At 42.4% G+C, this 22,361-nt stretch carries 22 protein-coding genes and 2 tRNA genes; 8 read left to right on the top strand and 16 right to left on the bottom strand.

Annotated features, from left to right (window positions below):
* Positions 1 to 17 precede the first annotated feature (17 nt).
* Together HYN43_RS15890 and HYN43_RS15885 are read left to right on the top strand one after the other, a co-directional pair.
* Complete coding sequence (locus tag HYN43_RS15890; protein WP_119410283.1) at positions 18 to 1,541, top strand: hypothetical protein; 1,524 nt, start codon at positions 18 to 20, stop codon at positions 1,539 to 1,541.
* 2 nt (positions 1,542 to 1,543) lie between these two features.
* Positions 1,544 to 1,933: a hypothetical protein gene (locus HYN43_RS15885; RefSeq protein WP_119410282.1), complete on the top strand. Its 390-nt coding sequence runs from the start codon at positions 1,544 to 1,546 to the stop codon at positions 1,931 to 1,933.
* Positions 1,934 to 1,944: 11 nt separating this feature from the next.
* Here HYN43_RS15885 and HYN43_RS15880 read toward each other — a convergent pair whose 3' ends face one another.
* The 10 genes from HYN43_RS15880 to HYN43_RS15835 form a co-directional block, all read right to left on the bottom strand.
* Positions 1,945 to 2,445, bottom strand: a complete 501-nt coding sequence (locus HYN43_RS15880; protein ID WP_119410281.1) for a JAB domain-containing protein — start codon at positions 2,443 to 2,445, stop codon at positions 1,945 to 1,947.
* Positions 2,446 to 2,491: 46 nt separating this feature from the next.
* Positions 2,492 to 3,487, bottom strand: a complete 996-nt coding sequence (locus HYN43_RS15875; protein WP_119410280.1) for a toprim domain-containing protein — start codon at positions 3,485 to 3,487, stop codon at positions 2,492 to 2,494.
* 90 nt (positions 3,488 to 3,577) lie between these two features.
* Positions 3,578 to 3,781, bottom strand: coding sequence for a helix-turn-helix transcriptional regulator (locus HYN43_RS15870; protein WP_119410279.1), 204 nt, complete (start codon positions 3,779 to 3,781; stop codon positions 3,578 to 3,580).
* A 208-nt stretch (positions 3,782 to 3,989) separates the two neighbouring features.
* On the bottom strand, positions 3,990 to 5,213 hold the full coding sequence (locus tag HYN43_RS15865) for a tyrosine-type recombinase/integrase (protein ID WP_119411251.1): 1,224 nt from the start codon (positions 5,211 to 5,213) through the stop codon (positions 3,990 to 3,992).
* A 950-nt stretch (positions 5,214 to 6,163) separates the two neighbouring features.
* Positions 6,164 to 6,952 carry a DUF3825 domain-containing protein gene (locus HYN43_RS15860; RefSeq protein WP_119410278.1) on the bottom strand — a complete coding sequence of 263 codons (789 nt, stop codon included), beginning with the start codon at positions 6,950 to 6,952 and terminating at the stop codon, positions 6,164 to 6,166.
* Positions 6,953 to 6,960: 8 nt separating this feature from the next.
* Entirely contained in the window at positions 6,961 to 7,368 is a 408-nt protein-coding gene (locus HYN43_RS15855) for a hypothetical protein (protein ID WP_119410277.1), read from the bottom strand.
* Positions 7,369 to 7,370: 2 nt separating this feature from the next.
* Entirely contained in the window at positions 7,371 to 7,634 is a 264-nt protein-coding gene (locus HYN43_RS15850; RefSeq protein ID WP_119410276.1) for a MerR family transcriptional regulator, read from the bottom strand.
* Between the two features lie 177 nt (positions 7,635 to 7,811).
* Positions 7,812 to 7,896: transfer RNA gene (locus HYN43_RS15845), tRNA-Leu, on the bottom strand.
* A 54-nt stretch (positions 7,897 to 7,950) separates the two neighbouring features.
* Positions 7,951 to 8,023, bottom strand: a tRNA-Gly gene (locus tag HYN43_RS15840).
* Positions 8,024 to 8,146: 123 nt separating this feature from the next.
* Complete coding sequence (locus HYN43_RS15835) at positions 8,147 to 8,632, bottom strand: regulatory protein RecX (RefSeq protein WP_119410275.1); 486 nt, start codon at positions 8,630 to 8,632, stop codon at positions 8,147 to 8,149.
* Between the two features lie 57 nt (positions 8,633 to 8,689).
* Here HYN43_RS15835 and HYN43_RS15830 point away from each other — a divergent pair, with 57 nt between their 5' ends.
* Complete coding sequence (locus HYN43_RS15830) at positions 8,690 to 11,152, top strand: bifunctional UDP-N-acetylmuramoyl-tripeptide:D-alanyl-D-alanine ligase/alanine racemase (RefSeq protein WP_119410274.1); 2,463 nt, start codon at positions 8,690 to 8,692, stop codon at positions 11,150 to 11,152.
* A gap of 15 nt (positions 11,153 to 11,167) precedes the next feature.
* Entirely contained in the window at positions 11,168 to 11,758 is a 591-nt protein-coding gene (locus HYN43_RS15825; RefSeq protein WP_119410273.1) for a DUF502 domain-containing protein, read from the top strand.
* 271 nt (positions 11,759 to 12,029) lie between these two features.
* On the opposite strand, the gene HYN43_RS15820 is transcribed toward HYN43_RS15825, so the two are convergent.
* The 4 genes from HYN43_RS15820 to HYN43_RS15805 all read right to left on the bottom strand — a co-directional run bounded on the left by HYN43_RS15820 (position 12,030) and on the right by HYN43_RS15805 (position 17,408).
* Positions 12,030 to 13,286: a TCR/Tet family MFS transporter gene (locus HYN43_RS15820; RefSeq protein WP_119410272.1), complete on the bottom strand. Its 1,257-nt coding sequence runs from the start codon at positions 13,284 to 13,286 to the stop codon at positions 12,030 to 12,032.
* 60 nt (positions 13,287 to 13,346) lie between these two features.
* Positions 13,347 to 14,609 (bottom strand): TCR/Tet family MFS transporter, encoded by a 1,263-nt coding sequence (locus HYN43_RS15815; protein ID WP_119410271.1) that lies wholly within the window; start codon positions 14,607 to 14,609, stop codon positions 13,347 to 13,349.
* Between the two features lie 384 nt (positions 14,610 to 14,993).
* Entirely contained in the window at positions 14,994 to 15,701 is a 708-nt protein-coding gene (locus HYN43_RS15810) for an LOG family protein (protein ID WP_119410270.1), read from the bottom strand.
* 210 nt (positions 15,702 to 15,911) lie between these two features.
* The gene (locus HYN43_RS15805; RefSeq protein WP_119410269.1) at positions 15,912 to 17,408 is read right to left on the bottom strand and encodes a sodium:solute symporter; all 1,497 of its coding nucleotides are present in this window, start codon (positions 17,406 to 17,408) and stop codon (positions 15,912 to 15,914) included.
* Between the two features lie 208 nt (positions 17,409 to 17,616).
* Here HYN43_RS15805 and recR point away from each other — a divergent pair, with 208 nt between their 5' ends.
* Genes recR through HYN43_RS15790 form a run of 3 tightly spaced genes read left to right on the top strand, consistent with a single transcriptional unit; the run spans position 17,617 to position 19,881 of the window.
* Positions 17,617 to 18,243: a recombination mediator RecR gene (gene recR, locus HYN43_RS15800; protein WP_119410268.1), complete on the top strand. Its 627-nt coding sequence runs from the start codon at positions 17,617 to 17,619 to the stop codon at positions 18,241 to 18,243.
* 2 nt (positions 18,244 to 18,245) lie between these two features.
* Positions 18,246 to 19,079 carry a glycosyltransferase family 2 protein gene (locus HYN43_RS15795; RefSeq protein WP_119410267.1) on the top strand — a complete coding sequence of 278 codons (834 nt, stop codon included), beginning with the start codon at positions 18,246 to 18,248 and terminating at the stop codon, positions 19,077 to 19,079.
* Entirely contained in the window at positions 19,066 to 19,881 is an 816-nt protein-coding gene (locus tag HYN43_RS15790; protein ID WP_119410266.1) for an SDR family oxidoreductase, read from the top strand. Before HYN43_RS15795 ends, HYN43_RS15790 begins: the two co-directional genes overlap by 14 nt.
* Before the next feature lie 114 nt (positions 19,882 to 19,995).
* Here HYN43_RS15790 and HYN43_RS30780 read toward each other — a convergent pair whose 3' ends face one another.
* The gene (locus HYN43_RS30780) at positions 19,996 to 20,280 is read right to left on the bottom strand and encodes a hypothetical protein (RefSeq protein WP_245446926.1); all 285 of its coding nucleotides are present in this window, start codon (positions 20,278 to 20,280) and stop codon (positions 19,996 to 19,998) included.
* Between the two features lie 42 nt (positions 20,281 to 20,322).
* A complete protein-coding gene (locus HYN43_RS15785) occupies positions 20,323 to 20,940 on the bottom strand; it encodes an ion channel (protein WP_245446925.1) in 618 nt (205 codons plus the stop codon).
* Between the two features lie 428 nt (positions 20,941 to 21,368).
* On the opposite strand from HYN43_RS15785, the gene trpD reads away from it, so the two are divergent.
* Positions 21,369 to 22,358: an anthranilate phosphoribosyltransferase gene (gene trpD / locus HYN43_RS15780; RefSeq protein WP_119410265.1), complete on the top strand. Its 990-nt coding sequence runs from the start codon at positions 21,369 to 21,371 to the stop codon at positions 22,356 to 22,358.
* The last annotated feature ends 3 nt before the right edge of the window (positions 22,359 to 22,361 follow it).

Below are 22,361 nucleotides of genomic sequence, written 5' to 3'. Positions count from 1 at the left end.
ATCATATCACAAAAAAAATGAGATTTCTTTTGTTTGCTTTGTTTCTCGCAATGATTTGCAGCGGGTGTAAGAAAAATGACCCTACAATGCATGTTACGTGGGTTGATGGCGGCACGCCAAGTAATCCAGATACAACAGTCATTAGCGGACCAACAAATGGCAATAATCCAACAAAATTGAGTCCATTGGACTCGATAAATCTTAGTATCACATTAAGCGAGCAATGCGGTGCGATTGCTGACAATGCCATAAGCCAACTTACCGGGGATTTTTCAAATTTAGATGCTAATGGTATTGTTAGCTCTGTTGCTAAAATTAAAGGAGTGAAGTCAGTAAGCTTAGATAATTCAAAAACCTCACTTTATATCCAGCGAAATGACAATGCGTATTTTTCTGTGCCGTTGTATGATTGGAGCAGTCAGCATTTTATTTATTCTTCTGTCAATCAGCTTGGAAGTTCGACTAAATTAAATTTAAATTCAGCTATTCCCAATATTCCATCAACTCCGCACATATCTCCAAAGAGCAAAAAAGCAATTATTTTGTCACCTTTTACCAGTAGCCTACAAGCTACTGGGCACATTCAATTACTTAAACAGCTTTTAATTGGAGCGGGATATGAAGTTGTATGTCCAGAACCTAATCAGATAACAATTAACACCTTCAATGGAGACTATCTTTCAGGTTTTGGCGTAATTTATATTCTTACCCATGGACGTGTTAGTCTAATTTCGGGTAAGCAAGTCACAGAGTTAAACACAGGATTGAAATACGACGCTTCGTTGGCACTAACTTCTGCTTATAAGAATACCGACAAATTTACTCTTGTCGAAAACAGACATATTCACTATTTCGCAGTCACTACCGATTACTTGAAAAGGACGCTTTCAAAGAAATTTCCCAATTCAATTGTCTATGTGAATGGATGCGGTTCTCTTGAACAAACGGATTTAGCAAATTTTTTTATTTCAAATGGAGCCCAAGTAATTAGTGGAAACACGTCAGTAATAGATCGTTTGATTGCTATATCAAACGCAAGCGAATTATTTACATCTTTAGTTTCAGGAAATGAATTTTCTTATAGTCTTTATTTTACAAAGAATTTACAAGGGATAGGAAGTAATCAGAAAATTATAGCGAATGATCACTATCTGTATAATTCTCTTGATGCATATGCAGCAAACTCAAGTAAAACATACCTTGTCGATAACGTTTCAATGATTGGTTTTATAAGTAAAGGTTTTGGTATGGGAAACGACGCGGTAACGTTCACTGCTAATTTATCGAAGCAGATCGGCAACACGGATTCTAAAGTTTATGTTACCAACAATATAAATAAAACTTCATTTGAGATGATACTTTCCCAAATTTCAATCAACGGTCATAGCCTTGAAGACGATTTACCTTTCACCCAATTTATGAATCCTAATTTGCCCTCCGTGAAAGACATTACGCCTGTGATTTTTACATTTACAGCTAAGGGCAAGAGTGGTAATACATTAACACAGACTTACGTTCCATATACACTTCTTCCTAAATAGCGATGAAAAGAAACCTCATTCTATTGTTGTTCTCTGTTGTTTTGGCTTTTCCATTTGAATGTACGGCAAAGCCGCTTTCAATAATGGCTGATTTTTATAATCCTAAAGTTGATAAAACTACTGACAAATATGTAGATCGCGTTTATTGGTTTGTGATGGATCTTTCTTTTAACAAATTAATGGGGTTAGTTCCCTCCCTGAAACATGCAGTTTTGTTAAATGATGATAAAGTACACATAGCGCGAGTAGTGCTTATTTCAAAGCTTTTAAAACAAAACCCCAACATTGATAAAGTGTGTCAAGATGCTTATTGGGTATCCTATCACATGAAAGATGTTGATCAGACTGGTTCATTACAAAACTACAATCCTCGCTTCAAGAACGTCTTATAGGGGTTTATTGATCAAAACGGCTGCATAGCCTCATAGTAAATTGCCCCATGCCGATCTACCTTTCGGTAAGCCATTTCCTCTGCAAATGAATAAAACCCCTCATCTGTAATTATCAGGTGTTCAATAACCTGAATATCTAATAATTTGCCCGCCTCCATCATTTGCCGCGTCATTCTTTGATCCTGTGCGCTTGGGTTTAAATTGCCTGACGGATGGTTATGGGCGAGAATGATGGCCGATGCGTTGGCTTTCAGGGCTGTGACAAATACCAGTTTAGGATCAACGATTGTTCCGGCAATGCCTCCGGTTGATAGGTTGGTAATCCCTAAAACCCTGTTTGCCTTATTCAGTAGCAACATTTTCGCCTGTTCAACAAATTCAAGTTTATTTTTATCCCACTGGTCAAGTAACAGGCGATAGGCCTGTTCTGCTTTATTGATCTGTGGGCGTTCCGATGCTTTGCATCCGCGTTTGTAAATGAGTTCGATTTCTGCGACCTGGTAGAAATTCATTTATAGCTCCTGCTGTGTTGGGGGAAATGGAGATTTGCTATGTGCCTTATGGCTGCGGCTTTTCGGTGCTTTTACCCGATGCCCAAAACTCATTAAGGTCTTTTTTGCCGTTATATAGATGCGCCATCGAACCGACAGCAAAGCTGGCTTTAAGATTTTCGGTAAGCGCAAGGGCGGCCATTTTTCCCGCTTTGTCGTTATCCATGAAAAGAAAAATAGTGTTAAGGCTATTCTCAAACACCATGATCTTGTCACTTACTTCATTTACAAGTGATACTGAATTGAGAACGTAAGCATGATTGAGCGGATATAATAAGGCGTTTATTTCCATCCAAGACAGAAAATCCCAAAAGCCCTCAAATATCTCTGCTGCGTTTGCTTCTTTATTTTTTGATAAAATGCGGGATGACGCTTTTCGTCCGATGATTGTTTTAAAGCAGGTATTAAGGGACGGGTTGGGAATGCTGACCTCATAACCGCCTTTATCATTTTCAAATAAAAAGCCGGTATAGTGTTTACCTGTTATTGTATCGAGAATCATGCCCTGCTTTAGATAGATGTTTGCCAGTGTGGTTGAAATCCTGCGGCGGGATAATTCATGAAGCAGTCCGTGGTATGCAATTCTTTTGCTAATCCTTTCTATTTTGTAGCGCGGACTCTGATTCTGTAGGGTTGGCCGTTCAGATCTCGGCTGATGCTGTAAGCTTTCTCCCCGGATAGCCAAACTTCCATATTTTGCCGTTATTGCTTCTGCTGCCTGATTAATGCCAAGTCTGCGGTCTTTGAAATGGTAATCACACCATAAATCCAAGATATCGCCGCCGCTGCCTTGATTTCGGTGGATGGCCGTACCTGACAGCCCAAAATCATGCCATGTGTTCAGCTTGACATTGATTTTGAATGAGGCCGTTCTTTCATCCGGGCGAAACGGCGAATAATACCACAAGTCGCCGTTTCGGTCGGTTTTGCAGTACCGACCGCCAAGTTCTTCGGCAAGAACATGGACGGGAATCGTTTTGATTTCAGATAAGGGAAGGTTCATTTAATTTCCTTTTTTAAGCACGCGTTTGGACACACAGGCGGTTAGGCCTGTGGGCGGGTAGGGTGGTTAGTTTTTAGAAGTTGGTTCCGTTTATCTAACGGCGTTTATTTGCTCGATCTGTTCACAGAGCTTTTTAATGTCGGCAATACGCCATGCGGTGATGCCAGTGCTGATTTTTATAGGTTGCGGATATTCGCCTGTTTTTACGCCGTCCCACCATTTGGACGCGCTCACAGGTATGATCTTCAGGACTTGATTTAAACGTAGAAAGCCGATTTCAGGCAAGGTCTTCATTTAGTTCTCCGTATATTTAAGGGACGCGAATAATGCGCCAAAAACCTTTAAAAGTCAATGGGTTATATTTAGAATAACAATGGACTATATCGGACAGTAATGTGCATTTTGATTAAATATAATCATTTCTCATAAACTGCTCACGAACTAAATACACATGTACAGAGTAGGATGCAAGGCGATTCGTTATTATCAAATGAAGATATATTTATACAGCGTGTCGTGTTGGTATCCGGTTGATTTTTGATTGAACGAAAGCTGACCAATCTAACATTAGCTTGGTACGTTTTTGAAATAAATCGCCGCGCGCATAAGCCGCTTCCGCTTTGTCTTTCAGTTGGTGAGCCAAAGCATGTTCAATGACTTCTCTGGAATGTTGGGTTTCCTCACCTGCCCAATCGCGGAACGTTGAACGAAAACCATGGGCAGTGAAGTCTTTTTTCATTCGCTTTAAAACCATGGAAAGCGCCATATCACTTAGCGGATTACCCCTATAGTTGGTAAATAAGAAATCTTCAGGACCGGTCAATTTCTGTTCGCTTAAAAGTTGCTCAACTGCAGGGGTAATTGGTATCCGGTGCTCTTTCCCTGCTTTCATACGTTCGGCCGGAATAGTCCATACTTTTCTTTGAAGGTCAAATTCTTTGAATTTTGCTCCGCGGGCTTCACCTGACCTGGCTGCGGTTAGCACGCATAATTCAAGTGCGCGGGCACTGTCACCATCCACCGTTACAAGTTCAGCGTAGAAATCAGGGCAATCATACCATGCTGCAGCTGCATGATGTACAACCTTTGATACTTTGCTTCGTGCGGGAAACACGCTTTCAAGGTTTCCTTTCCATGCCGCTGGATTATCTCCACTGCGATAGTTTTTAGCTTTCATCCAGTCCAAAACTGCCTCAATACGGCCACGTAACCGGCTTGCAGTTTCCGTCTTTTCCATCCAAATAGGCTCAAGAATTTCAATTATATGTTCTCTGCTAATTTGAGAGCCTGATAATTGTCCTATTATTGGATATGCATACTGTTCAAGGGTCTTTACCCATTGTGCTGCATGCTTAGCGTTTTTCCATGAAGGGCTATGCATTGCCATGTATTGAATGGCTGCCTCACGGAATTTTATTTTTGTTTTTTGTTCGCTTTTTAACCGCTGTTTTGTTTCATGTCGGCTATCGATTGGGTCGATACCCTGTAACAGTTGACGACGATAATCGATAGCATTATCACGCGCTACTTGCAAACTAACAGTGCTGAATGACCCTAACCCCATATCTCTTTTACGGGAACCGATTGTTAGCCTTAAAATCCAACTCTTCGCGCCAGATTTGGTAATATGAATTCCTAAACCATGTACATGCCCGACAAAGTGCAAGCCCGGTTTGGTGAGCTTCTTAATTGCGAGCGGTGTTAATGGTGCGATAATTCTTCCCATCTTCCTTCCCATCTTAAAAGTTAAGATTTGAGCTTATCGCATCCTACAGTAAAAAACAAGATATATTTTATTATATCAAATACTTGATTGTAATTTTTGGATGGTATTATATTACATAGGATAGCTAAAAAACAGACTTCCTCTCCGCCATAAGTACTTGATTTTGTTAAATTAATTGTACTTAAATGAGTTTTCCCATCTTCTTTCCCATCTATAAAATATAGTCGTTTTTTAAGTTTGGGTACAGGAGGCCCACAGTTCGAATCTGTGTATCCCGACCATTTTAAGTTATTAAAAAAGCTCACTAAAAAGTGAGCTTTTTTAATGCCGAGTAGGGTTCTAATCTTTTAAAACTTACTTGTGGCCGCCATTACGGCCGCCAATAATTTTTTATTCTATCGAATTACATCGTACAAAATTGCCTGATAGCCGTTATTGTTTTTGCAAAGCTCTTTTTTTTGTTGATTTCTATGATATGCAAGAGGTCTCCAGTTCGATCCTGGTAGGCTCCACCAATTATTTCAATAACTTAATTTGTCTAAAAAAAGCAAAAGCAAGTAACGTTTTTTGATGGGTACCACTGAATGCTGGACGGTATAAGTTTCAATCGGCAATAAACTATCTTTCGAAAAGGGATTTGCATCGTTTGAATTGATTAAAATTTGTAGCTTTACGCACAGCCTTTATAGGAGCATTCATTTTTGAATGAAAAAATGGACGTGTAGCTCAATTGGATAGAGCATCAGATTGCTAATCTGGAGGTTATGGGTTCGAGCCCCATCTCGAAGATGCATAGCGATATCTTCGAGATGGGTTTCTGAAAAGTAATCTCAAATTTTTATAACTTAATTCCGTCGATTTTATCTGAGTTCTATTTATTAAAAATTTTAACAGCCATTCGGTTGAATAAGAGATTATACTAAATATAAAGCTAAAACACTTTATAGGGATTAAGGTTGTAACCAATCTCTATCAGGTTTAGCTATTTGGCGGGCGTTATTTATTGCCATATCTAATGTAAGGCATGTAGAGGCTCTATACATTTGGCCATAATCTTCTACCACTAAAGCCAAATCGGCTATCTTGGGATCAGTCAAACATAAGGGTATAAGCAATTGTATATTGTTTCTGTAATATTGTGGGACAGCCGTTTTATAGCTTCTTTTTACACGTTCATTGGCGTTTTGAATGGACCCATTAATATATGTTTGAAGTTGAAAATCGTTCATTGATTTATAAGGCTCAGGAAAACGTTCCTTATTATCTTCAATTATATGCTCAATATTTGCAACTAAAGGCTTTCTAATATCATACACTAACTTAGAAGGCTCATCAAAATAGAACGCCATTTCCGGTAAGCTTGGAAATTTGCTTAGCTCATATTCTCCCCTCCGCATAAATTTATAGAAATGCCAAAATTGCTTCATTGTTGGATCCGTCAATTTATTTTCCTCAAAAACCATGTATAGCGGTTCCTGATTTTTTGTAACCAAACCCGTATTTAGGCAGGCAAAACTTCCTGTTTTTGAATAAGAAATCTTTTTTTCTTCAGCGAGCCGTTTGTAAGCATATTTTATGTAGTTGCCTAATATTGGATGTTTAACGTCTGAAGTAGCACGGTGATAATCCCAATCCTCCGGTTCTGCAAGTGCAGAAAGCTGCTCAACATTTTCTTGGAATTTTGGCATAAATGCAAATTCATAAAAATTTTCGGGTAGGTCTAATTTGTCGTTTCTCATTGTCTTGTTTAATAATCTATTCCGTTGTCTCGGTTTATATCTTGTTGTTGGTCTTCGCGCTCCTGTTTAATCCTCTGCATCGTTTGCCGGATTTTGTGCTCTTTTCTTCCCGCCGCAAGTCCTTGTTTGAAATCCTTATCGGTTTCGTTTGAGTTCACCAACTGGTCAAATACTTTCGGCTCCTGTTCACTTAATGATGGAGCGCTTCTAAAACCATTCTTATACTCAGGGCTTAAATCTTTTTTGGGGATAGCAGTTTCAAATTCCTGCTGTTCGCGGGCGTTCTTCATCACTTTGACAAACTCATTGTTTTCGTTTTGCTTAATGATTTGGTCTAACAGCTTTGGCTCGTAGGTGCTTAGAGTGTAGCCAGAGTTATAAGCCCGGATTATTTTTGCTTCTTCGTCGATTGCCATGTTTATTTAATTGATTTGGCTTTTAGATATTCATTGATGGATGAAGCGCTGTACAGGATGACGCGCGGAGAGGCATAAACGCAGGTGATTTTTCCTTCATCCCGAATTTTAAACAGCGTGGTTTTGCTGTTGATGCGAAGTTTTTGCATGGCTTCTTCTCCCGATAGCCATTCATCCTCTTGTACTTTGTTTTGATCTTTTAGCCGATCGACGACTTTTTCGATGAGTTTATAAAACGCCGGTTCTTCGAGGCAAATTACTTCCATAGCCTTTGAGGTTTAGATATAAGGCAAGATAAAAATTAGCCGGGAAAATAAAAAATAGGGGAATGCTAAAATTGAAGTGTTCAGGACAACATGTTGTCTTTGAAAAATGTTGTCCTATTGTTGTCCTGAAAATAAAAAAGCGATTAGTGTCTTTCACCTAATCGCCTCATTTTCAAGTACTCAGAGCGGGAATCGAACCCGCACTCCGTTTACGGGAACAGGATTTTAAGTCCTGCGTGTCTACCAGTTCCACCATCTGAGCGGTTGTATGAACCTTTTAAAAATAAAACCCTTCTTTGTTACCGGAAGGGCTTTGAGCGAAAGACGAGATTCGAACTCGCGACCCCGACCTTGGCAAGGTCGTGCTCTACCAACTGAGCTACTTTCGCATTTGTATTCCTCGCTTTCTGAGCTGGCTTTTGTTAACCGTTGGCCTATCTCGTTTGCGGGAGTGCAAATATAGGCAGAATTGAATAGCCTGCAAGAAAAATTTTCACTTTTTTTAAAATAGTTTATAACCCGCTGTTTTTCAAAACCTCAGCAATCAGTTCTGCCTCATAACCCCGGCCCATGGCATACTGTTGTAGTTTGTAGCGGCGTTTAAGTTCATTTTTTTCGGTTAGCGTGGCGGCCTTTTTTTGCAGCAGTTTGCTTAACGCTTCTAAATAATCATCCAGGTTAATACCAAGCAGGGCCTTTTTTATCAATACGTCGGGTACCCGCTTTAGTTTAAGGCCCTGTTTTATCTTGATTTTGCCCCAGGCTTTCTGGTTAAACTTGCCCTGGGTGTATGCATTGGCAAAACGGGCTTCGTTTAAAAAATTTTCCTCAATCAGCCGGCTTATAATTTGTTCAATGGCATCGGGCCATAATCCCCATTCGTAAAGCTTATCGCGTACTTCCTGTTGCGAGCGTTCCTGGTAGGCGCAAAAATGTTCGGCTTTGGCAAGAGCTACTTTGGGATCGGTGATTTTTTTTGCCTGGGGCTGGTCCATCATGAGTCAAAATTCGTTAAAAATTATGCTATTTGTTTTAAATATCTCCAAATTAGCAGCATGCCCAACACTACATATACCATAACTGCCATTAAAGAAATTATTAAGGCCGACGGTAATATTGTGCACGATTACAATATCAGCGCGCTTTTTACCGATAGCCGCCGCATCAGCAATCCGGCCGAAGGGCTGTTTTTTGCACTGAGCGGCAGGCGTAACGGTCATGAGTTTGTTGCCGAAGCCTATGCTGCGGGGATACGTAATTTTGTAGTGGAGCACGGCCCGGAGTTTAATTTGCCCGAAGCTAATTTTTTACTGGTTCCTGATCCGTTGGCTGCCTTGCAGGCCCTGGCTGCCTACCACCGCAGCCGTTTTAATTTACAGGTGATAGGTATTACGGGCAGCAATGGCAAAACTATTGTTAAAGAGTGGTTGTACCAGTTACTCTCGGCCGATAAAAATATTGTACGTAACCCTAAAAGCTATAACTCGCAGATAGGTGTACCGCTTTCGGTTTGGCAGATTAACGAGCGTAATGATCTGGGTATTTTTGAAGCCGGCATCTCTACCACAAACGAAATGGAGCGCCTTGAAGCTATTATTAAGCCAGAGATAGGCGTGCTAACCCATATCGGCCCGGCGCACGACGAGGGCTTTGAATCGCGCAGTCAAAAGATTGCAGAAAAGCTCCGGTTGTTTAAAAACAGTAAGCTGCTTATCCATAATTATGATCAGCTGCTTGATTTTAAGAAGGAGCTTGGTGCAAAGGAAACTTTTACCTGGAGCCGTAAGTTTCGCGAAGCAGATCTGTATGTTTTCAGCGAAACAGTGATCAGCAAAAATTATTACCTGCGGGCACGATACCATGGCAAGGAAATTGAGTGCCTGATCCCTTTTACCGATCAGGCCTCGGTTGAGAATGCCATTACCTGCTGGGCTACCATGCTGGCATTGGGCTATAGTGCCGTGGAGACAGATAAACGCATCGAACGACTGAGCCCGGTAAGCATGCGCCTCGAACTAAAAAATGGTGTAAACAACTGCTCGGTTATCGACGATTCGTATAATTCCGATCTGCAATCGTTAGAGATAGCGCTTAATTTTTTATCGCAGCAAAATCAGCATCAAAAAAAGACACTCATCCTGTCGGATATTTATCAATCGGGCCTGCATCAGGATGTATTGTATAAGCAGGTTGCCGAATTGATCCGCACTAAAAAAGTTGACAAATTTATTGCTGTGGGAGAGGCTTTGCAGGCACATCAACAATATTTTGATGCAGCAGAACAACATTTTTATTCAGATACCAACACATTGCTGCAGCATTTAAAATTGCTTGCCTTTAAGGATGAAACCATCCTGATAAAAGGTTCGCGCAGTTTTGAATTTGAGCAGGTGAGCCGTGCGCTGGCCCAAAAAGCGCACGAAACTGTAATGGAGATTAACCTTAACTCGCTGCTTAACAACCTTAACTTTTATAAATCGAAGCTTAAGCCCGGTGTAAAGGTAATGGCCATGGTTAAGGCTTTCAGCTATGGCAGCGGCACGTTTGAGGTGGCCAATATGCTGCAATACAATAAGGTTGATTACCTGGCAGTTGCTTATATTGACGAGGGCGTGGCGTTGAGACAGGCCGGTATTAACCTGCCCATCAAGGTGCTTAATCCCGAGGCCTCGGCATTTGATAAATTGATTGAGTATAAACTTGAACCGGTTATTTACAGCTTTGGTTTGCTTGATGATTTTGTAACCTACGCTATTGGCCGCAGCATGGTAAATTACCCTGTTCACCTTAAAATTGATACCGGCATGCACCGCCTCGGGTTTGAAAACCACGAGATAGAAATCCTTTGCGATATGCTGGAAACCAACCGGTATGTACGGGTGCAATCGGTATTTTCGCACCTGGCGGCAAGCGAAGCTCCGGAGCATGATGAGTTTACCAAAAAGCAGATCAAACGTTTTGAAAAGGCCTTTAAAGAGATAGAGCGAACGCTGGGTTATAAGGTGATTAAACATATTTGCAATACATCGGGCATCACCCGCTGGCCATCGGCACATTATGATATGGTGCGGTTGGGGATAGGTTTGTATGGGATAGATTCGGCTGTACCGGCATCAGATGCCGGATTGCAGCCCATAGCCAGTTTAAAAACCAGTGTGGCACAGGTAAAAAAGATAGGCGCGGGCGATACCATCAGCTACAGCCGCAGCGGCAGCCTGGCTAAGGATGGCAAAATTGCTACCGTACGCATTGGTTATGCCGATGGCTATTTGCGCGCATTTGGCAAAGGCCTGGGCAAAATGTTGGTGAAAGGCACGCTGGTACCAACCGTGGGCAATATTACCATGGATATGTGTATGCTTGATGTAAGCGGCCTCGACGTGCGCGAAGGCGACGAGGTGATTATATTTGATGAACACCAGCGTATTGAAGAACTGGCCAAACAGATAGGCACCATTCCTTATGAAATATTAACTAATATTTCGCAACGGGTTAAAAGGGTGTACTTTTACGAATAATTTCAGGTACGACAGATGAACAGGATAGCACGGGCATTATTCAGGTATTTTATAAAGGGCATGCTGGTGGTTGTACCGGTAGGTGCCGCTATCTTCCTGATGTATTGGGCCGTAGCAAGTATTGATAAAGCCCTTAACCTGAGTGATTTGTGGGTTGATAAAACCGGCAAGCACATGTATATTCCCGGTTTGGGCATATTAAATGTAATTGTGGTGATTATGGTGATGGGCGTACTGGTAACCAATGTAATCACCGAACCCATCAAAAATTGGTTTAAACGCTGGTTTGCACGTTTGCCTATTTTCGCTTTCCTGTATTCATCTATCAAAGATCTCACCGAAGCCTTTGTTGGTGAGGAGAAGAAATTTAATGAACCGGTGCTGGTTGAGGTGAATGAGTTCGGCTTAAAAAAGATTGGTTTCCTGGTACAAAAGGATCTGGCTAAAATAGGTTTGCCGGGCGAGGTTGCGGTGTACTTTCCATATTCATACTCCTTTGCCGGGCAGGTAGTTATTGTTGCTGCCGATAAGGTAAAACCGATGGATAAAAGCGCCGCCGATGTAATGAAGTTTGTAATATCGGGCGGGGTAAGTGGATTGGATTAGCAGAGGGGATAGGAAGAGAATCAGGAAATCAAGAATCAGGACTCAAGATATCAGGAATTAGGATAGAACAGGAGAACTGGTATTTAGCATTTCAAAGTGCGTAGGGCTGACAGAAAAGCGGGCCGGGAGTTGGCCTTGCGGGTGGAAGCTTTTTTCTGTCTTGACTTTTTGGTTACTTTTGTGTCAAGACAAAAGTAACAGCCTCCGCGGCAAATGAGCGGCCAATGTTGTTGTGTTACTCAGAATATAGTTAGAACGCTCACTGATATCACTACGATAGCGTTTCCACTTCTTTCGTCTCCGCCATCTTTGCTTTCCTGAAACTCCTTATCGCTAAAAAAACAGCTATCAACATCAAAATCGCTCCCAAAATATAAGGTGCCCCCGGAAAATAGGCCGAGGTATTACGATGCGTAAACAAATGAAAAACCGAACTCATCAGTAACGGTCCGATAATTACGGCCAAACTGCTGATGCTGGTAAGCGAACCCTGTAATTCGCCCTGTTCGCGGGCGGAAACGGTAGCGGTGATCATGCCCTGCAACGATGGTCCTGAAATGCCGCCGAGGCAGTATGGGATCATAAACACAAACATCATCCAACCCCTGTTGGCAAAGGCTATCAGTATTAAGCCGGTGGTATAAAAAAGTAACCCCGCAATAATATTTTTCTCCTGCCCGAATTTTGGGATGGTGAACCTGATGAGGCCGCCCTGTATAGCCACAAGCACAATGCCAATAAAAAAACCCAGCAGGCCGATGCTCTGCAAAGTCCAGTTAAATTTTTCGGTAACGTAGAATGATAGCACATACTCAACCGATTTTTGAGCAATATACACCAGCGAGAACGCTCCAATTAACCCGGTTAAGGCCGGATACCTGCCCAGGTTGCGCAACGAACTGATAGGATTGGCTTTTCTCCATTCAAAACGCCGGCGGTTTTTGATAGCCAGTGATTCTGGCAATACAAAATAGCCATAAGTAGCGTTAATAAGTGCCAGGGCAGCAGCCAGCATAAAAGGGAATTTTACATTTAAATTGCCCAGAAAGCTGCCGGTGCCAATGCCTATGATGAAACCCAGCCCTGAGGCAGCGCCCACCAAACCAAAGTTGGCCGCCCGGTTTTTACCGGTACTGATATCGGCTATGTAAGCCGTGGCCGTAGTGTTACTTGCCCCGGCAAAGCCTGCTATAGCCCGGCCTACAAACAGCCAGCCTATGGTAGGCGCAAAGGCCATAAAAATATAGTCAATTCCAAAGCCGATTAATGAGCCAAGTAAAACCGGTCGCCTGCCATACCTGTCGCTCAGGTTACCCAGAACAGACGAGAATAGGAACTGCATTGAGGCGTAGGTAAATGTGAGGTAGCCGTTATATTGCGCGGCTGTGCTTACATCAACATGCCCCAATGTTTCGAGCAGTTTGGGCATTACCGGGATAATGATGCCTAAACCAAGCACATCAATAAAAAGGGTTACGAAAATAAATCCTAAGGCGGCGGTGTGTTTATTTTTAGGTTTGGCGCTCATTAATAATGATAAAGGTTTAAGCGGCTTAAAAGTTTTAAAGCACGCAGCTTTGGTTTTATCCTAATGCAGGGGCGTTGCAGCTTCCAGGTTTTCTGTTGCTGCTTTTTTTACGTTTTTAAAATTGCGGATAGCCAGCAATGCACTTGCTAACATTAATATTGCACCTAAAATAAAGGGCGCGCCCGGCAGGTAAAAAGGCCTTTTATCATTAGTGAAATAATAAAACAAGGTAGTCATTACCCATGGACCGAAAATGGCGCTCAGGCTCATTAAGCTGGTGAGGCCGCCCTGTAGTTCGCCCTGTTCATTGGCGGGTACCTGGTTGGTCATGATGCCCTGTAGCGCCGGGCCTGCTATGCCGCCAAGTGCATAGGGTACCATAAAGGCAAACATCATCCAGCCCTGCGTTGCCATGGCAAACAGAATAAGACCGGTGCTGTACAGTAATAATCCAACCCAGATACACCGTTCCATGCCCAGTTTAGGCAATATGATACGCATTAGGCCGCCCTGTACAACCGCAAACATCAAACCCACAAAGCCGAGCGAATAACCAACCATACCCGGACCCCATTTGAATTTTTCGAAGGTGAAATAAGTCCACACGTTTTGCACAGCCTGGCCGGCAAAGTATACCAAAAACAATGACAGTGCCAAACCTACTACAGACGGGTATTTTTTAAGCTGAAGCAATGAACCCAGCGGGTTGGCGCGTTTAATATCAAACGGACGACGGTGTGCTTCATCTAACGACTCGGGCAAAATAAAGAAACCGTAAATAGCGTTTAAAAAAGCCAATCCTGCGGCTGCAAAAAACGGGAGTTTTACACCCATTTCACCCAGCCAACCGCCAATTGTAGGGCCGATTATGAAACCCAAACCAAAAGCCACTCCGATCATCCCAAAGTTTTGAGCCCGTTTTTCGGGTGTACTTACATCGGCAATATAGGCAGATGCTGTAGTAAAACTGGCACCGGTAACGCCCGCAATGGCCCTACCTAAAAACAGCCAGCCTATAGATGGGGCAAAAGCCAGGAAAAGGTAATCGATACCAAAACCCATTAATGAGCATAGCAGTACCGGCCGGCGGCCATATTTATCGCTCAGGTTGCCTATCACCGGCGAAAATAAAAACTGCATTACTGAATACGCTAATGTTAAAAAACCTGCATATAGGGAGGCTTCACTTAAACCGGCATGAATTAGTTTTTCAATTAGTTGGGGTAACACCGGTATAATGATACCTAAGCCAACAACATCAATCAGTAAAGTGATAAAAATAAAGCCTAAGGCTTTTTGAGGTTTATTTTGAGCGGACTGCATGCCCGCAAATTAAATTATTAAGGTTAATAATTGTTAAAATAATTGTATTTAAAGTGTTTAGGTTGCTGTTTGGCTGCAAAAGTTTTGAAGTTCGCTACCGGTACCGGGTAGCCAGGCAAATCGCTTTTAAAACACGAGGCACCTACGGAGCCCTGTTTCCACTCTAATCACTGCTATAAACACGATACTCCTAACGGAGTTATAAAAAGTTCCCCAGCGGGGTAACGTGTTTATAGGGGAAATCTAAACGTATTTTAGGGCTCCATAGGAGCCTCGTATCGCCGATTTGTTAAAAGCGATTTCCCTGCCGGGTAGCCGGGCAGGGAAACATTGTTAGGCAAAAAACGCCTCCTGGTAATGAGCGGCGTTTTGCATTGTAATAGCTTAAAAATTGGGCTTAAGTACGTATTTGTTGTAAAAACGGGTGATATGCTCAACCGCTTCCTCTGGTGTATCAACCACGCGGTACAGGTTCAAATCATCCGGGTTGATGTTGTGCTGATCATTCAGCATTTTATCTTCAACCCAATCAAATAAACCTTTCCAGTAATCAACACCTACAAATATGATAGGGAAGCGGGCAATTTTACCTGTCTGGATCAGGGTGATGGCTTCGAATGATTCATCCATAGTGCCGAAACCTCCCGGCAGGATAATAAAACCCTGCGAGTATTTCATGAACATGACCTTGCGGATAAAGAAGTAATCAAACTCCATCAGTTTATCCCTGTCGATGTATTTATTATGGAACTGCTCAAACGGCAACTCAATATTTAAACCTACCGATTTACCGCCGTTTTCGTAAGCACCTTTGTTAGCTGCCTCCATAATACCGGGACCGCCGCCCGATATTACGCCGTAACCATGCTCGGTAAGCAGGCGGGCGGTATCTTCGGCCAGTTTGTAATATTTGTTTTCGTTGGCGGTACGCGCCGACCCGAAGATGGATACGCACGGACCTATTTTGGCCAGTTTTTCAAAGCCGTCAACAAATTCGGCCATTATTTTAAAAATCTGCCAGGAATCGGTAACCTTAATTTCCTGCCAGTTTTTATTCTCGAATGCTTGTCTTATTTTATCCTCTCCGGTCATATTCTTTTTTTAGTCCGAAAGTTCGGGAAGTCCGAAAGTCCGGAAGATGTTTCTTTAGTCCGGAAGTTGGAACGTCCGCAAGTCCGGAAGTTTTTTATCCTTTATTAATTAATGCAAAGTAAGAAGAAAATTGAATGCCGTTTGTGTGTTGTTTAAATTTTGATTGCTCAATGGCAATACTAAGCGATTTGCAGACTCACGGACTGAAAGCTACCCGATTTCAATACTTTCCGACTTACGGACTTCCCCGACTTTCGAACCTGAAGTAACCAACAACCCAACAAAAGTAAGTAATCCGTTTACAATGATGAGTTCGTTACCAAAAACATATCCGCCAAAATATTTTTTTGATTCGGCATTTAGTAAATAACATATAGCAGGAGAGAGGATACAAATAAAAGGCACCAGCTTATCCCTTACCTGCCTGTTGCTCACAAACAAGCCAAAAGAATAAAGCCCCAATAACGGCCCGTAAGTATACGAGGCAACGGTGAATATGGCGCTAACCACGGCATCATCATTAATAACATTGAATATTATAATGGTAAGAAACATTAAGCCCGAAAACGCTATGTGAACCCAATGCCGTACGGCTACCATTTTAGGGGTATTTACATCGGCACGTTTGTTAAAGCCTAAAAAATCTACGCAAAAAGAAGTGGTTAAGGCGGTTAGCGCCGAATCGGTAGTGGCAAAGGTAGCGGCGGTGAGGCCGAGCATAAATACCATTGCCGGCACAATGCCCAGGTATTGCAGCGCGATAGTAGGATACAGGTAATCTGTTTTGGTTACGCTGATGCCGTTTTTAGCGGCATACATATAAAGCAAAGCGCCAACACTTAAAAAGAAAATATTGATAAGCACAAAAACGCCAACAAAGCTGAACATGTTTTTTTGTGCCTCCTTAATATTTTTTAGGCTGAGGTTTTTCTGCATCAAATCCTGGTCGAGCCCGGTCATGCCGATGGTGATGAATAGCGCGCCGAAAAACTGCTTACCTAAATGCAGTTTGCTTGCAGCAAAATCTTCAAAGAAAAAGATTTTGGAGTAGCTGCTGTTTTTGATGGTTTCGGCAGCCTCGAAAATATTCATGTGCAGGCTTTGGCAGATGAAATAGATAGACAGGAAAACAGAAGTTACCAGGAAAAACGTTTGCAAACTATCGGTAATAATAATGGTTTTTAATCCCCCCTTAAAAGTGTAGGACCAAATGAGGAGTAAACAAATCAACACCGTAACTGCAAAGGGGATATGATAGCTATCAAAAATAAACTTCTGCAATACAATAACCACCAAATACAACCTGAATGCCGAACCGATAACCCGGCTCACTAAAAATATAGCCGCGGCTGTTTTGTAACTCCAGGTACCTAAAGCACCTTCGATGTAGCTGTAAATAGATGTTAGCTTTAGCCGGTAATACAAAGGCAGTAAAACAGTGGCAATTACTATAAACCCCGCCGCGTTGCCCAGCACAAACTGAAAATAAGCAAATTGATCAGAACCCACCTTGCCCGGCACCGAGATAAAAGTAACGCCGCTTAACGCCGTACCTATCATCCCGAAAGCCACCAAATACCACTTGGAGTTGCGGTTGGCTACAAAGAAAGTATCGTTATCTGATGATTTTTTAGAGGTGAGCCAGGAAATGATGAGCAATACCAAAAAGTAACCGATAATGAATGATAATAATACTCCGGGCGACATAGGCGTTGTTTATGTTTTGTTCTAAAGTCGGAATCTTTTTTTAAATAAAGGTAATTATTGTTGTAACGCGGATGGTATTTCATCACCACGTCATTGCGAGGAACGAAGCAATCGCACGGAAGCGTGGCCGCCCTGTATAGTTCGCGATTGCTTCGTTCCTCGCAATGACGGGGTGGGTTATGTTGTGTAAAACCTTTATCTTCGCACAATGAATTTCTCGTCCAAATTACTGGAAAATGCTGTAGCCGAATTTGCCAAATTACCGGGAGTGGGTCAAAAAACCGCCCTGCGTTTGGTGCTGCATTTGCTTAACCAGGATAAGCAGGATGTGGAGCGTTTCAGCACCGCGGTAACCAAGCTGCGTAACGAAATTCAGTTTTGCGAGGTTTGCCATAACATCTCCGATCAAAAAGTTTGCGAGATATGCTCATCGCACCGCCGCGATCATGGTTTGATCTGCGTGGTGGAGGATACCCGCGACGTAATGGCTATCGAAAATACCAACCAGTTTAACGGCGTATATCACGTGTTAGGTGGCTTAATATCGCCGATGGATGGCGTTGGGCCGTCAGATTTGCAAGTGGAGAGCCTGGTTGAGCGGCTAAAGCAAACGGGCGACAAAGAGGTGCGGGAAGTGGTTTTTGCCCTCAGTGCTACCATGGAAGGGGATACCACACTGTTCTATCTTCATAAAAAATTAAAAAATTTCAACATTCCTATCACAACTATAGCCCGTGGCATAGCTTTTGGTGGTGAATTAGAGTACGTAGACGAAATAACGCTCGGCAGATCGATCGCTACCCGGATACCGTACGAGAATTCACTATCTAAGTAAGCATGAAATTATCAATAGTTGTAGTAAGCCATAACGCATGTAACCTGCTAAGGATTGGCCTCAATGCAGCCATCAGGGCGGCACAAGGCATCAGTCACGAGGTTTTTGTGGTTGATAACGCTTCTGTGGATAGTTCTATCGCCATGCTTAACAATGATTTTCAGGATATCAACATCATTGCTAACGATAAAAACGAGGGCATTGCCAAAGCATATAACCAGGCTTTAAGACAGGTACAGGGAGAGTATGTTTTACTGGTCAATGCGGATACAATTACAGGCAAAAAGACTGTGGAGAAGGCCCTTGAGTTTATGGATCATCACCCCGATGCCGGTGGTTTGGGCGTAAGGATGATCACTCCCGAAGGCAGCTTTTTAAAAGAATCAAAACGAGGCTTCAACCGCCCATGGGAAGCTTTTTTCAGGCTTACCGGCTTGGCCCGCTATTTCTCAAAATCAAGGTTGAACAATCCGCCAAGTAAGGATTGGGTGGATGAATTTCAAACTTCCGAAACCGATGTGGTAAACGGCGCATTTATGTTACTACGCCGCAGCGCGATAAACAGTGCGGGCTTAATGGATGAACATTTTCATACCTATGGGTATGATATTGATTATTCGTATCGCATTAAGCTGGCCGGTTTCAGAAATTACTACTTCGGTAAAACATATATTATCAACTTCGATATACAAAATAAGGTTAAATTTAGCTGGAAACACGTTAAGGAATATTATGGAGCGATGATTATCTTCGCCACCAAATATTTATTTAAGGTGCCCGAAATTAAGGTTGAAGGCATCCCCCAGCTAATACCGCCTTCGTATGAAGTTAAATGATAAAGTTGTTATAATTACCGGCGCATCATCTGGCATAGGTAAATCACTCGCTTATGAATGCGCCAAACGCGGCGCAAATGTGGTACTGGCAGCCCGCCAGTTTGTTACCCTTTGCCAACTCACCGAAAAACTACAGCAGGAATATAAAATTAAAGCCCTCGCTATCCAATGTGATGTTACCAATGAGGAAGATTGTAAGCAACTCGTTAAACAAACCCTCACCACCTTTGGTAAAGTTGATGTGCTGATCAATAACGCGGGTATCACCATGCGTGCCCTGTTCCAGGATACCAAGGTTGATGTACTTAAACAGGTTATGGACGTTAATTTTTGGGGCATGGTAAACTGCATTAAATACGCCCTGCCCGAAATTATTAAAACAAAGGGCAGCATAGTAGGCGTATCATCTATTGCGGGTTATAAAGGTCTGCCGGGTCGCTCGGGCTATTCGGCATCTAAATTTGCTATGAATGGCTTTTTAGATTCACTGAGGATCGAAAACCTTAAAACCGGCGTACATGTATTAACCGCCTGCCCGGGCTTCACGGCGTCAAACATCCGCAACAGCGCCCTTAATAAAGATGGCAAGCAACAAGGTGAAAGTACGCTCGAAGAGCAAAAAATGATGAGCAGCGATGAGGTAGCAAAACACATAGCCGATGCTGTTGAAAATCGTTCACGCGCATTAACGCTAACAGGTCAGGGTAAACTTACCGTGGCGCTAAGCAAATTTGTTCCGGCGTTTTTGGATAAGATGGTTTATAAGCATTTTACAAAGGAGCGGGATCCGCTGCTTCATTAATTGTCATTGAGTCATTAGGTCATTGAGTCATTTTTTAGCCGGTCATTTAAATCATTGGGTCATTAAGTCATTTTTTTCAAAGCGTAAGAGAAAATGACTTAATGACCCAATGACCTAATGACCAACAACGTCATACTCACTAATCCTGCTCAAATCCAAAACCACCCGCCCGGTTTCATCCCTTTCAAAGGCTGGTTTAAACTTAGCATCCCATACAAAATCTTCGGCAGTATAAGAGGTACGGGAATGTACCGTTTGCGAAAAAGTATCATCAAAGGTTTTTAATATCACCGATACGCTAACCTGTCTACGCTCCAATTCTTCCGGGGTGATGTCTTTTATAGGGCTGTTATCATCAAGCGGGTGCACTACCGTCCAGTTGAGGGTTAAGATACTCACAAATTTGCGTTCCAGCTCTAACTGAAAAAACTTGCGGACAGTTTAGCCGTTTTCTTCATCGTTATAGCTGAAAACCACCTCCATCTCCAAATCGATCAATATGTTTTTACGTTGATTAGCCAGGCGGAACATCAGGCCTTTACCACCATCACGATAAGGGGCGATCAGCACATTACGGCTGTACATGATCTTAGCCGAAGGTCGCGAAAATCGCCCATACAATAAACCCGTAGCCAAAGCAAAGGCCAGCAAACCCATCATCGATTCGAGCGCGGCGATGGTGTTGGGGATGATCCCTTTTGGACTGATATGCCCGTAACCCACCGTTGATATAGTTTGAGCCGAAAAAAAGAAGGCATCCATAAACCTATCGAAATCGCTACTGCCGCTTTTACCATCCAATACATCAGAACCAAGCGAAAAGTAAATAACCGCGAAAATGATGTTAACTACAAAATACGCGCTGAAGACAATAACCCAAAACTTGCGCCAGCTCATGGTGATAAGCGAGTGATAGTTGTTTGAGGTGTTAAAAAACGGAAGCCCGGTACGTTTTACGTTAATACTCCCATCCTTATTAATAACCGGCTGGCTTTTAATAACCGGCTGGGTGCCAAAGCCAAGGTCATCTTCGGGATTAATTTTCTCTTTACGTATCATGGAGCTAATTAGTGAATTAATGATTTAGCGATTTAGTGAATTTTTTTTTAGAACATGCGCAATGTCACTAATTCAATAAATCATTAGCTAAAGTACCTAATTTTAGTAATCTGAGATTGCTCTCCACATTAATTCGCTAAATGATCTTAAATCACTAACTCACTAATTCACTAAATCAATAATTGATCTATTTCGTTTGTTTTTATAAAAACAATTTCCATATTTGTGCCAGCGAATGAAAATGATAAAATTAAACAACAATTGGTGGTGGCTTAACGAGTAATCGTAAGGCAATTCCATGTTTGTTTTTAACAAGATATATTCAGGAGGGTTGCCATACGGCAACCCTTTTTTGTTGCCCGAACTATTTGGGCGACGCGAAAAATAACAATATTAAACAATTAACTCCTCCGTAAGGGGCAGGGATCATGAAACAGATATTAAATCACCTTTTTGAACACAAAACCTTTACAAGGGAACAGTCGAAAAATATTTTGATGAATATTGCCCAGGGGCAGTACAATAACTCGCAAATGGCTGCCTTCATGACGGCCTATTGCATGCGCAGCATTACTGTTGATGAGCTGGAAGGCTTCCGCGATGCCATGCTGGAACTTTGTTTGCCTATCGATCTGGGTACTAATGATCTCATCGACCTTTGTGGCACCGGCGGCGATGGTAAGGATACCTTTAATATCTCTACCCTGGCATCTTTTGTGGTTGCCGGTGCAGGTTATAAAGTGGCTAAACATGGTAACTATGGCGTATCATCGGGTTGCGGTTCATCAAACGTGATGGAGTTTTTGGGTTACCAGTTTACTAACGATACTGATAAACTGAAACGTAACACCGATGAAGCTAACATCTGTTTTCTGCACGCGCCGCTGTTTCACCCGGCTATGAAAACGGTGGCACCTATCCGTAAAGAACTGGGCGTGAAAACGTTTTTTAATATGCTCGGTCCGCTGGTTAACCCGGCAAAACCTTCAAATCAGTTGGTTGGCGTGTTTAACCTGGAGTTGGCGAGGGTGTACGCTTATTTGTACCAAAAATCGGATGCTAATTATACCATTGTAAATGCCCTTGAAGGTTATGACGAGGTATCACTTACCTGCGATTTTAAAACCTTTTCGGCCGATGGAGAGAAGATCAATTCGGTTGAAGACCTGGGCTTTAAAAAACTAAACCCCGAAGAAATTGCAGGCGGGGCAACCGTAAGCGAATCGGCAGCGATATTTAGTAATGTGTTAAAGGGAGACGGTACATCGGCACAAAACAATGTGGTATTAGCCAACGCTGCGCTGGCCATCCGCACCATCAACCCCGAAAAAACTTTTGCCGATTGCTATTACGAAGCAGAAGAAGCTTTGCTGGGCAAAAAAGCATTAACCAGCTTTAACAGGCTGGTACAAAACTAAGCT

This window comes from Mucilaginibacter celer (assembly GCF_003576455.2).
In the GTDB taxonomy this organism is placed as follows: domain Bacteria; phylum Bacteroidota; class Bacteroidia; order Sphingobacteriales; family Sphingobacteriaceae; genus Mucilaginibacter; species Mucilaginibacter celer.
Note: the sequence above shows the minus strand (reverse complement) of the source record. Positions and strands in the feature narration are given on the sequence as shown.

Excerpts from the sequence above, each read along its gene's own strand:
- HYN43_RS15890 (WP_119410283.1), top strand. The coding sequence starts at position 18 with ATGAGATTTCTTTTGTTTGCTTTGTTTCTCGCAATGATTTGCAGCGGG.
- HYN43_RS15885 (WP_119410282.1), top strand. The coding sequence starts at position 1,544 with ATGAAAAGAAACCTCATTCTATTGTTGTTCTCTGTTGTTTTGGCTTTT.
- HYN43_RS15880 (WP_119410281.1), bottom strand. The coding sequence starts at position 2,445 with ATGAATTTCTACCAGGTCGCAGAAATCGAACTCATTTACAAACGCGGA.
- HYN43_RS15875 (WP_119410280.1), bottom strand. The coding sequence starts at position 3,487 with ATGAACCTTCCCTTATCTGAAATCAAAACGATTCCCGTCCATGTTCTT.
- HYN43_RS15870 (WP_119410279.1), bottom strand. The coding sequence starts at position 3,781 with ATGAAGACCTTGCCTGAAATCGGCTTTCTACGTTTAAATCAAGTCCTG.
- HYN43_RS15865 (WP_119411251.1), bottom strand. The coding sequence starts at position 5,213 with ATGGGAAGAATTATCGCACCATTAACACCGCTCGCAATTAAGAAGCTC.
- HYN43_RS15860 (WP_119410278.1), bottom strand. The coding sequence starts at position 6,952 with ATGAGAAACGACAAATTAGACCTACCCGAAAATTTTTATGAATTTGCA.
- HYN43_RS15855 (WP_119410277.1), bottom strand. The coding sequence starts at position 7,368 with ATGGCAATCGACGAAGAAGCAAAAATAATCCGGGCTTATAACTCTGGC.
- HYN43_RS15850 (WP_119410276.1), bottom strand. The coding sequence starts at position 7,634 with ATGGAAGTAATTTGCCTCGAAGAACCGGCGTTTTATAAACTCATCGAA.
- HYN43_RS15835 (WP_119410275.1), bottom strand. The coding sequence starts at position 8,632 with ATGATGGACCAGCCCCAGGCAAAAAAAATCACCGATCCCAAAGTAGCT.
- HYN43_RS15830 (WP_119410274.1), top strand. The coding sequence starts at position 8,690 with ATGCCCAACACTACATATACCATAACTGCCATTAAAGAAATTATTAAG.
- HYN43_RS15825 (WP_119410273.1), top strand. The coding sequence starts at position 11,168 with ATGAACAGGATAGCACGGGCATTATTCAGGTATTTTATAAAGGGCATG.
- HYN43_RS15820 (WP_119410272.1), bottom strand. The coding sequence starts at position 13,286 with ATGAGCGCCAAACCTAAAAATAAACACACCGCCGCCTTAGGATTTATT.
- HYN43_RS15815 (WP_119410271.1), bottom strand. The coding sequence starts at position 14,609 with ATGCAGTCCGCTCAAAATAAACCTCAAAAAGCCTTAGGCTTTATTTTT.
- HYN43_RS15810 (WP_119410270.1), bottom strand. The coding sequence starts at position 15,701 with ATGACCGGAGAGGATAAAATAAGACAAGCATTCGAGAATAAAAACTGG.
- HYN43_RS15805 (WP_119410269.1), bottom strand. The coding sequence starts at position 17,408 with ATGTCGCCCGGAGTATTATTATCATTCATTATCGGTTACTTTTTGGTA.
- recR (WP_119410268.1), top strand. The coding sequence starts at position 17,617 with ATGAATTTCTCGTCCAAATTACTGGAAAATGCTGTAGCCGAATTTGCC.
- HYN43_RS15795 (WP_119410267.1), top strand. The coding sequence starts at position 18,246 with ATGAAATTATCAATAGTTGTAGTAAGCCATAACGCATGTAACCTGCTA.
- HYN43_RS15790 (WP_119410266.1), top strand. The coding sequence starts at position 19,066 with ATGAAGTTAAATGATAAAGTTGTTATAATTACCGGCGCATCATCTGGC.
- HYN43_RS15785 (WP_245446925.1), bottom strand. The coding sequence starts at position 20,940 with ATGATACGTAAAGAGAAAATTAATCCCGAAGATGACCTTGGCTTTGGC.
- trpD (WP_119410265.1), top strand. The coding sequence starts at position 21,369 with ATGAAACAGATATTAAATCACCTTTTTGAACACAAAACCTTTACAAGG.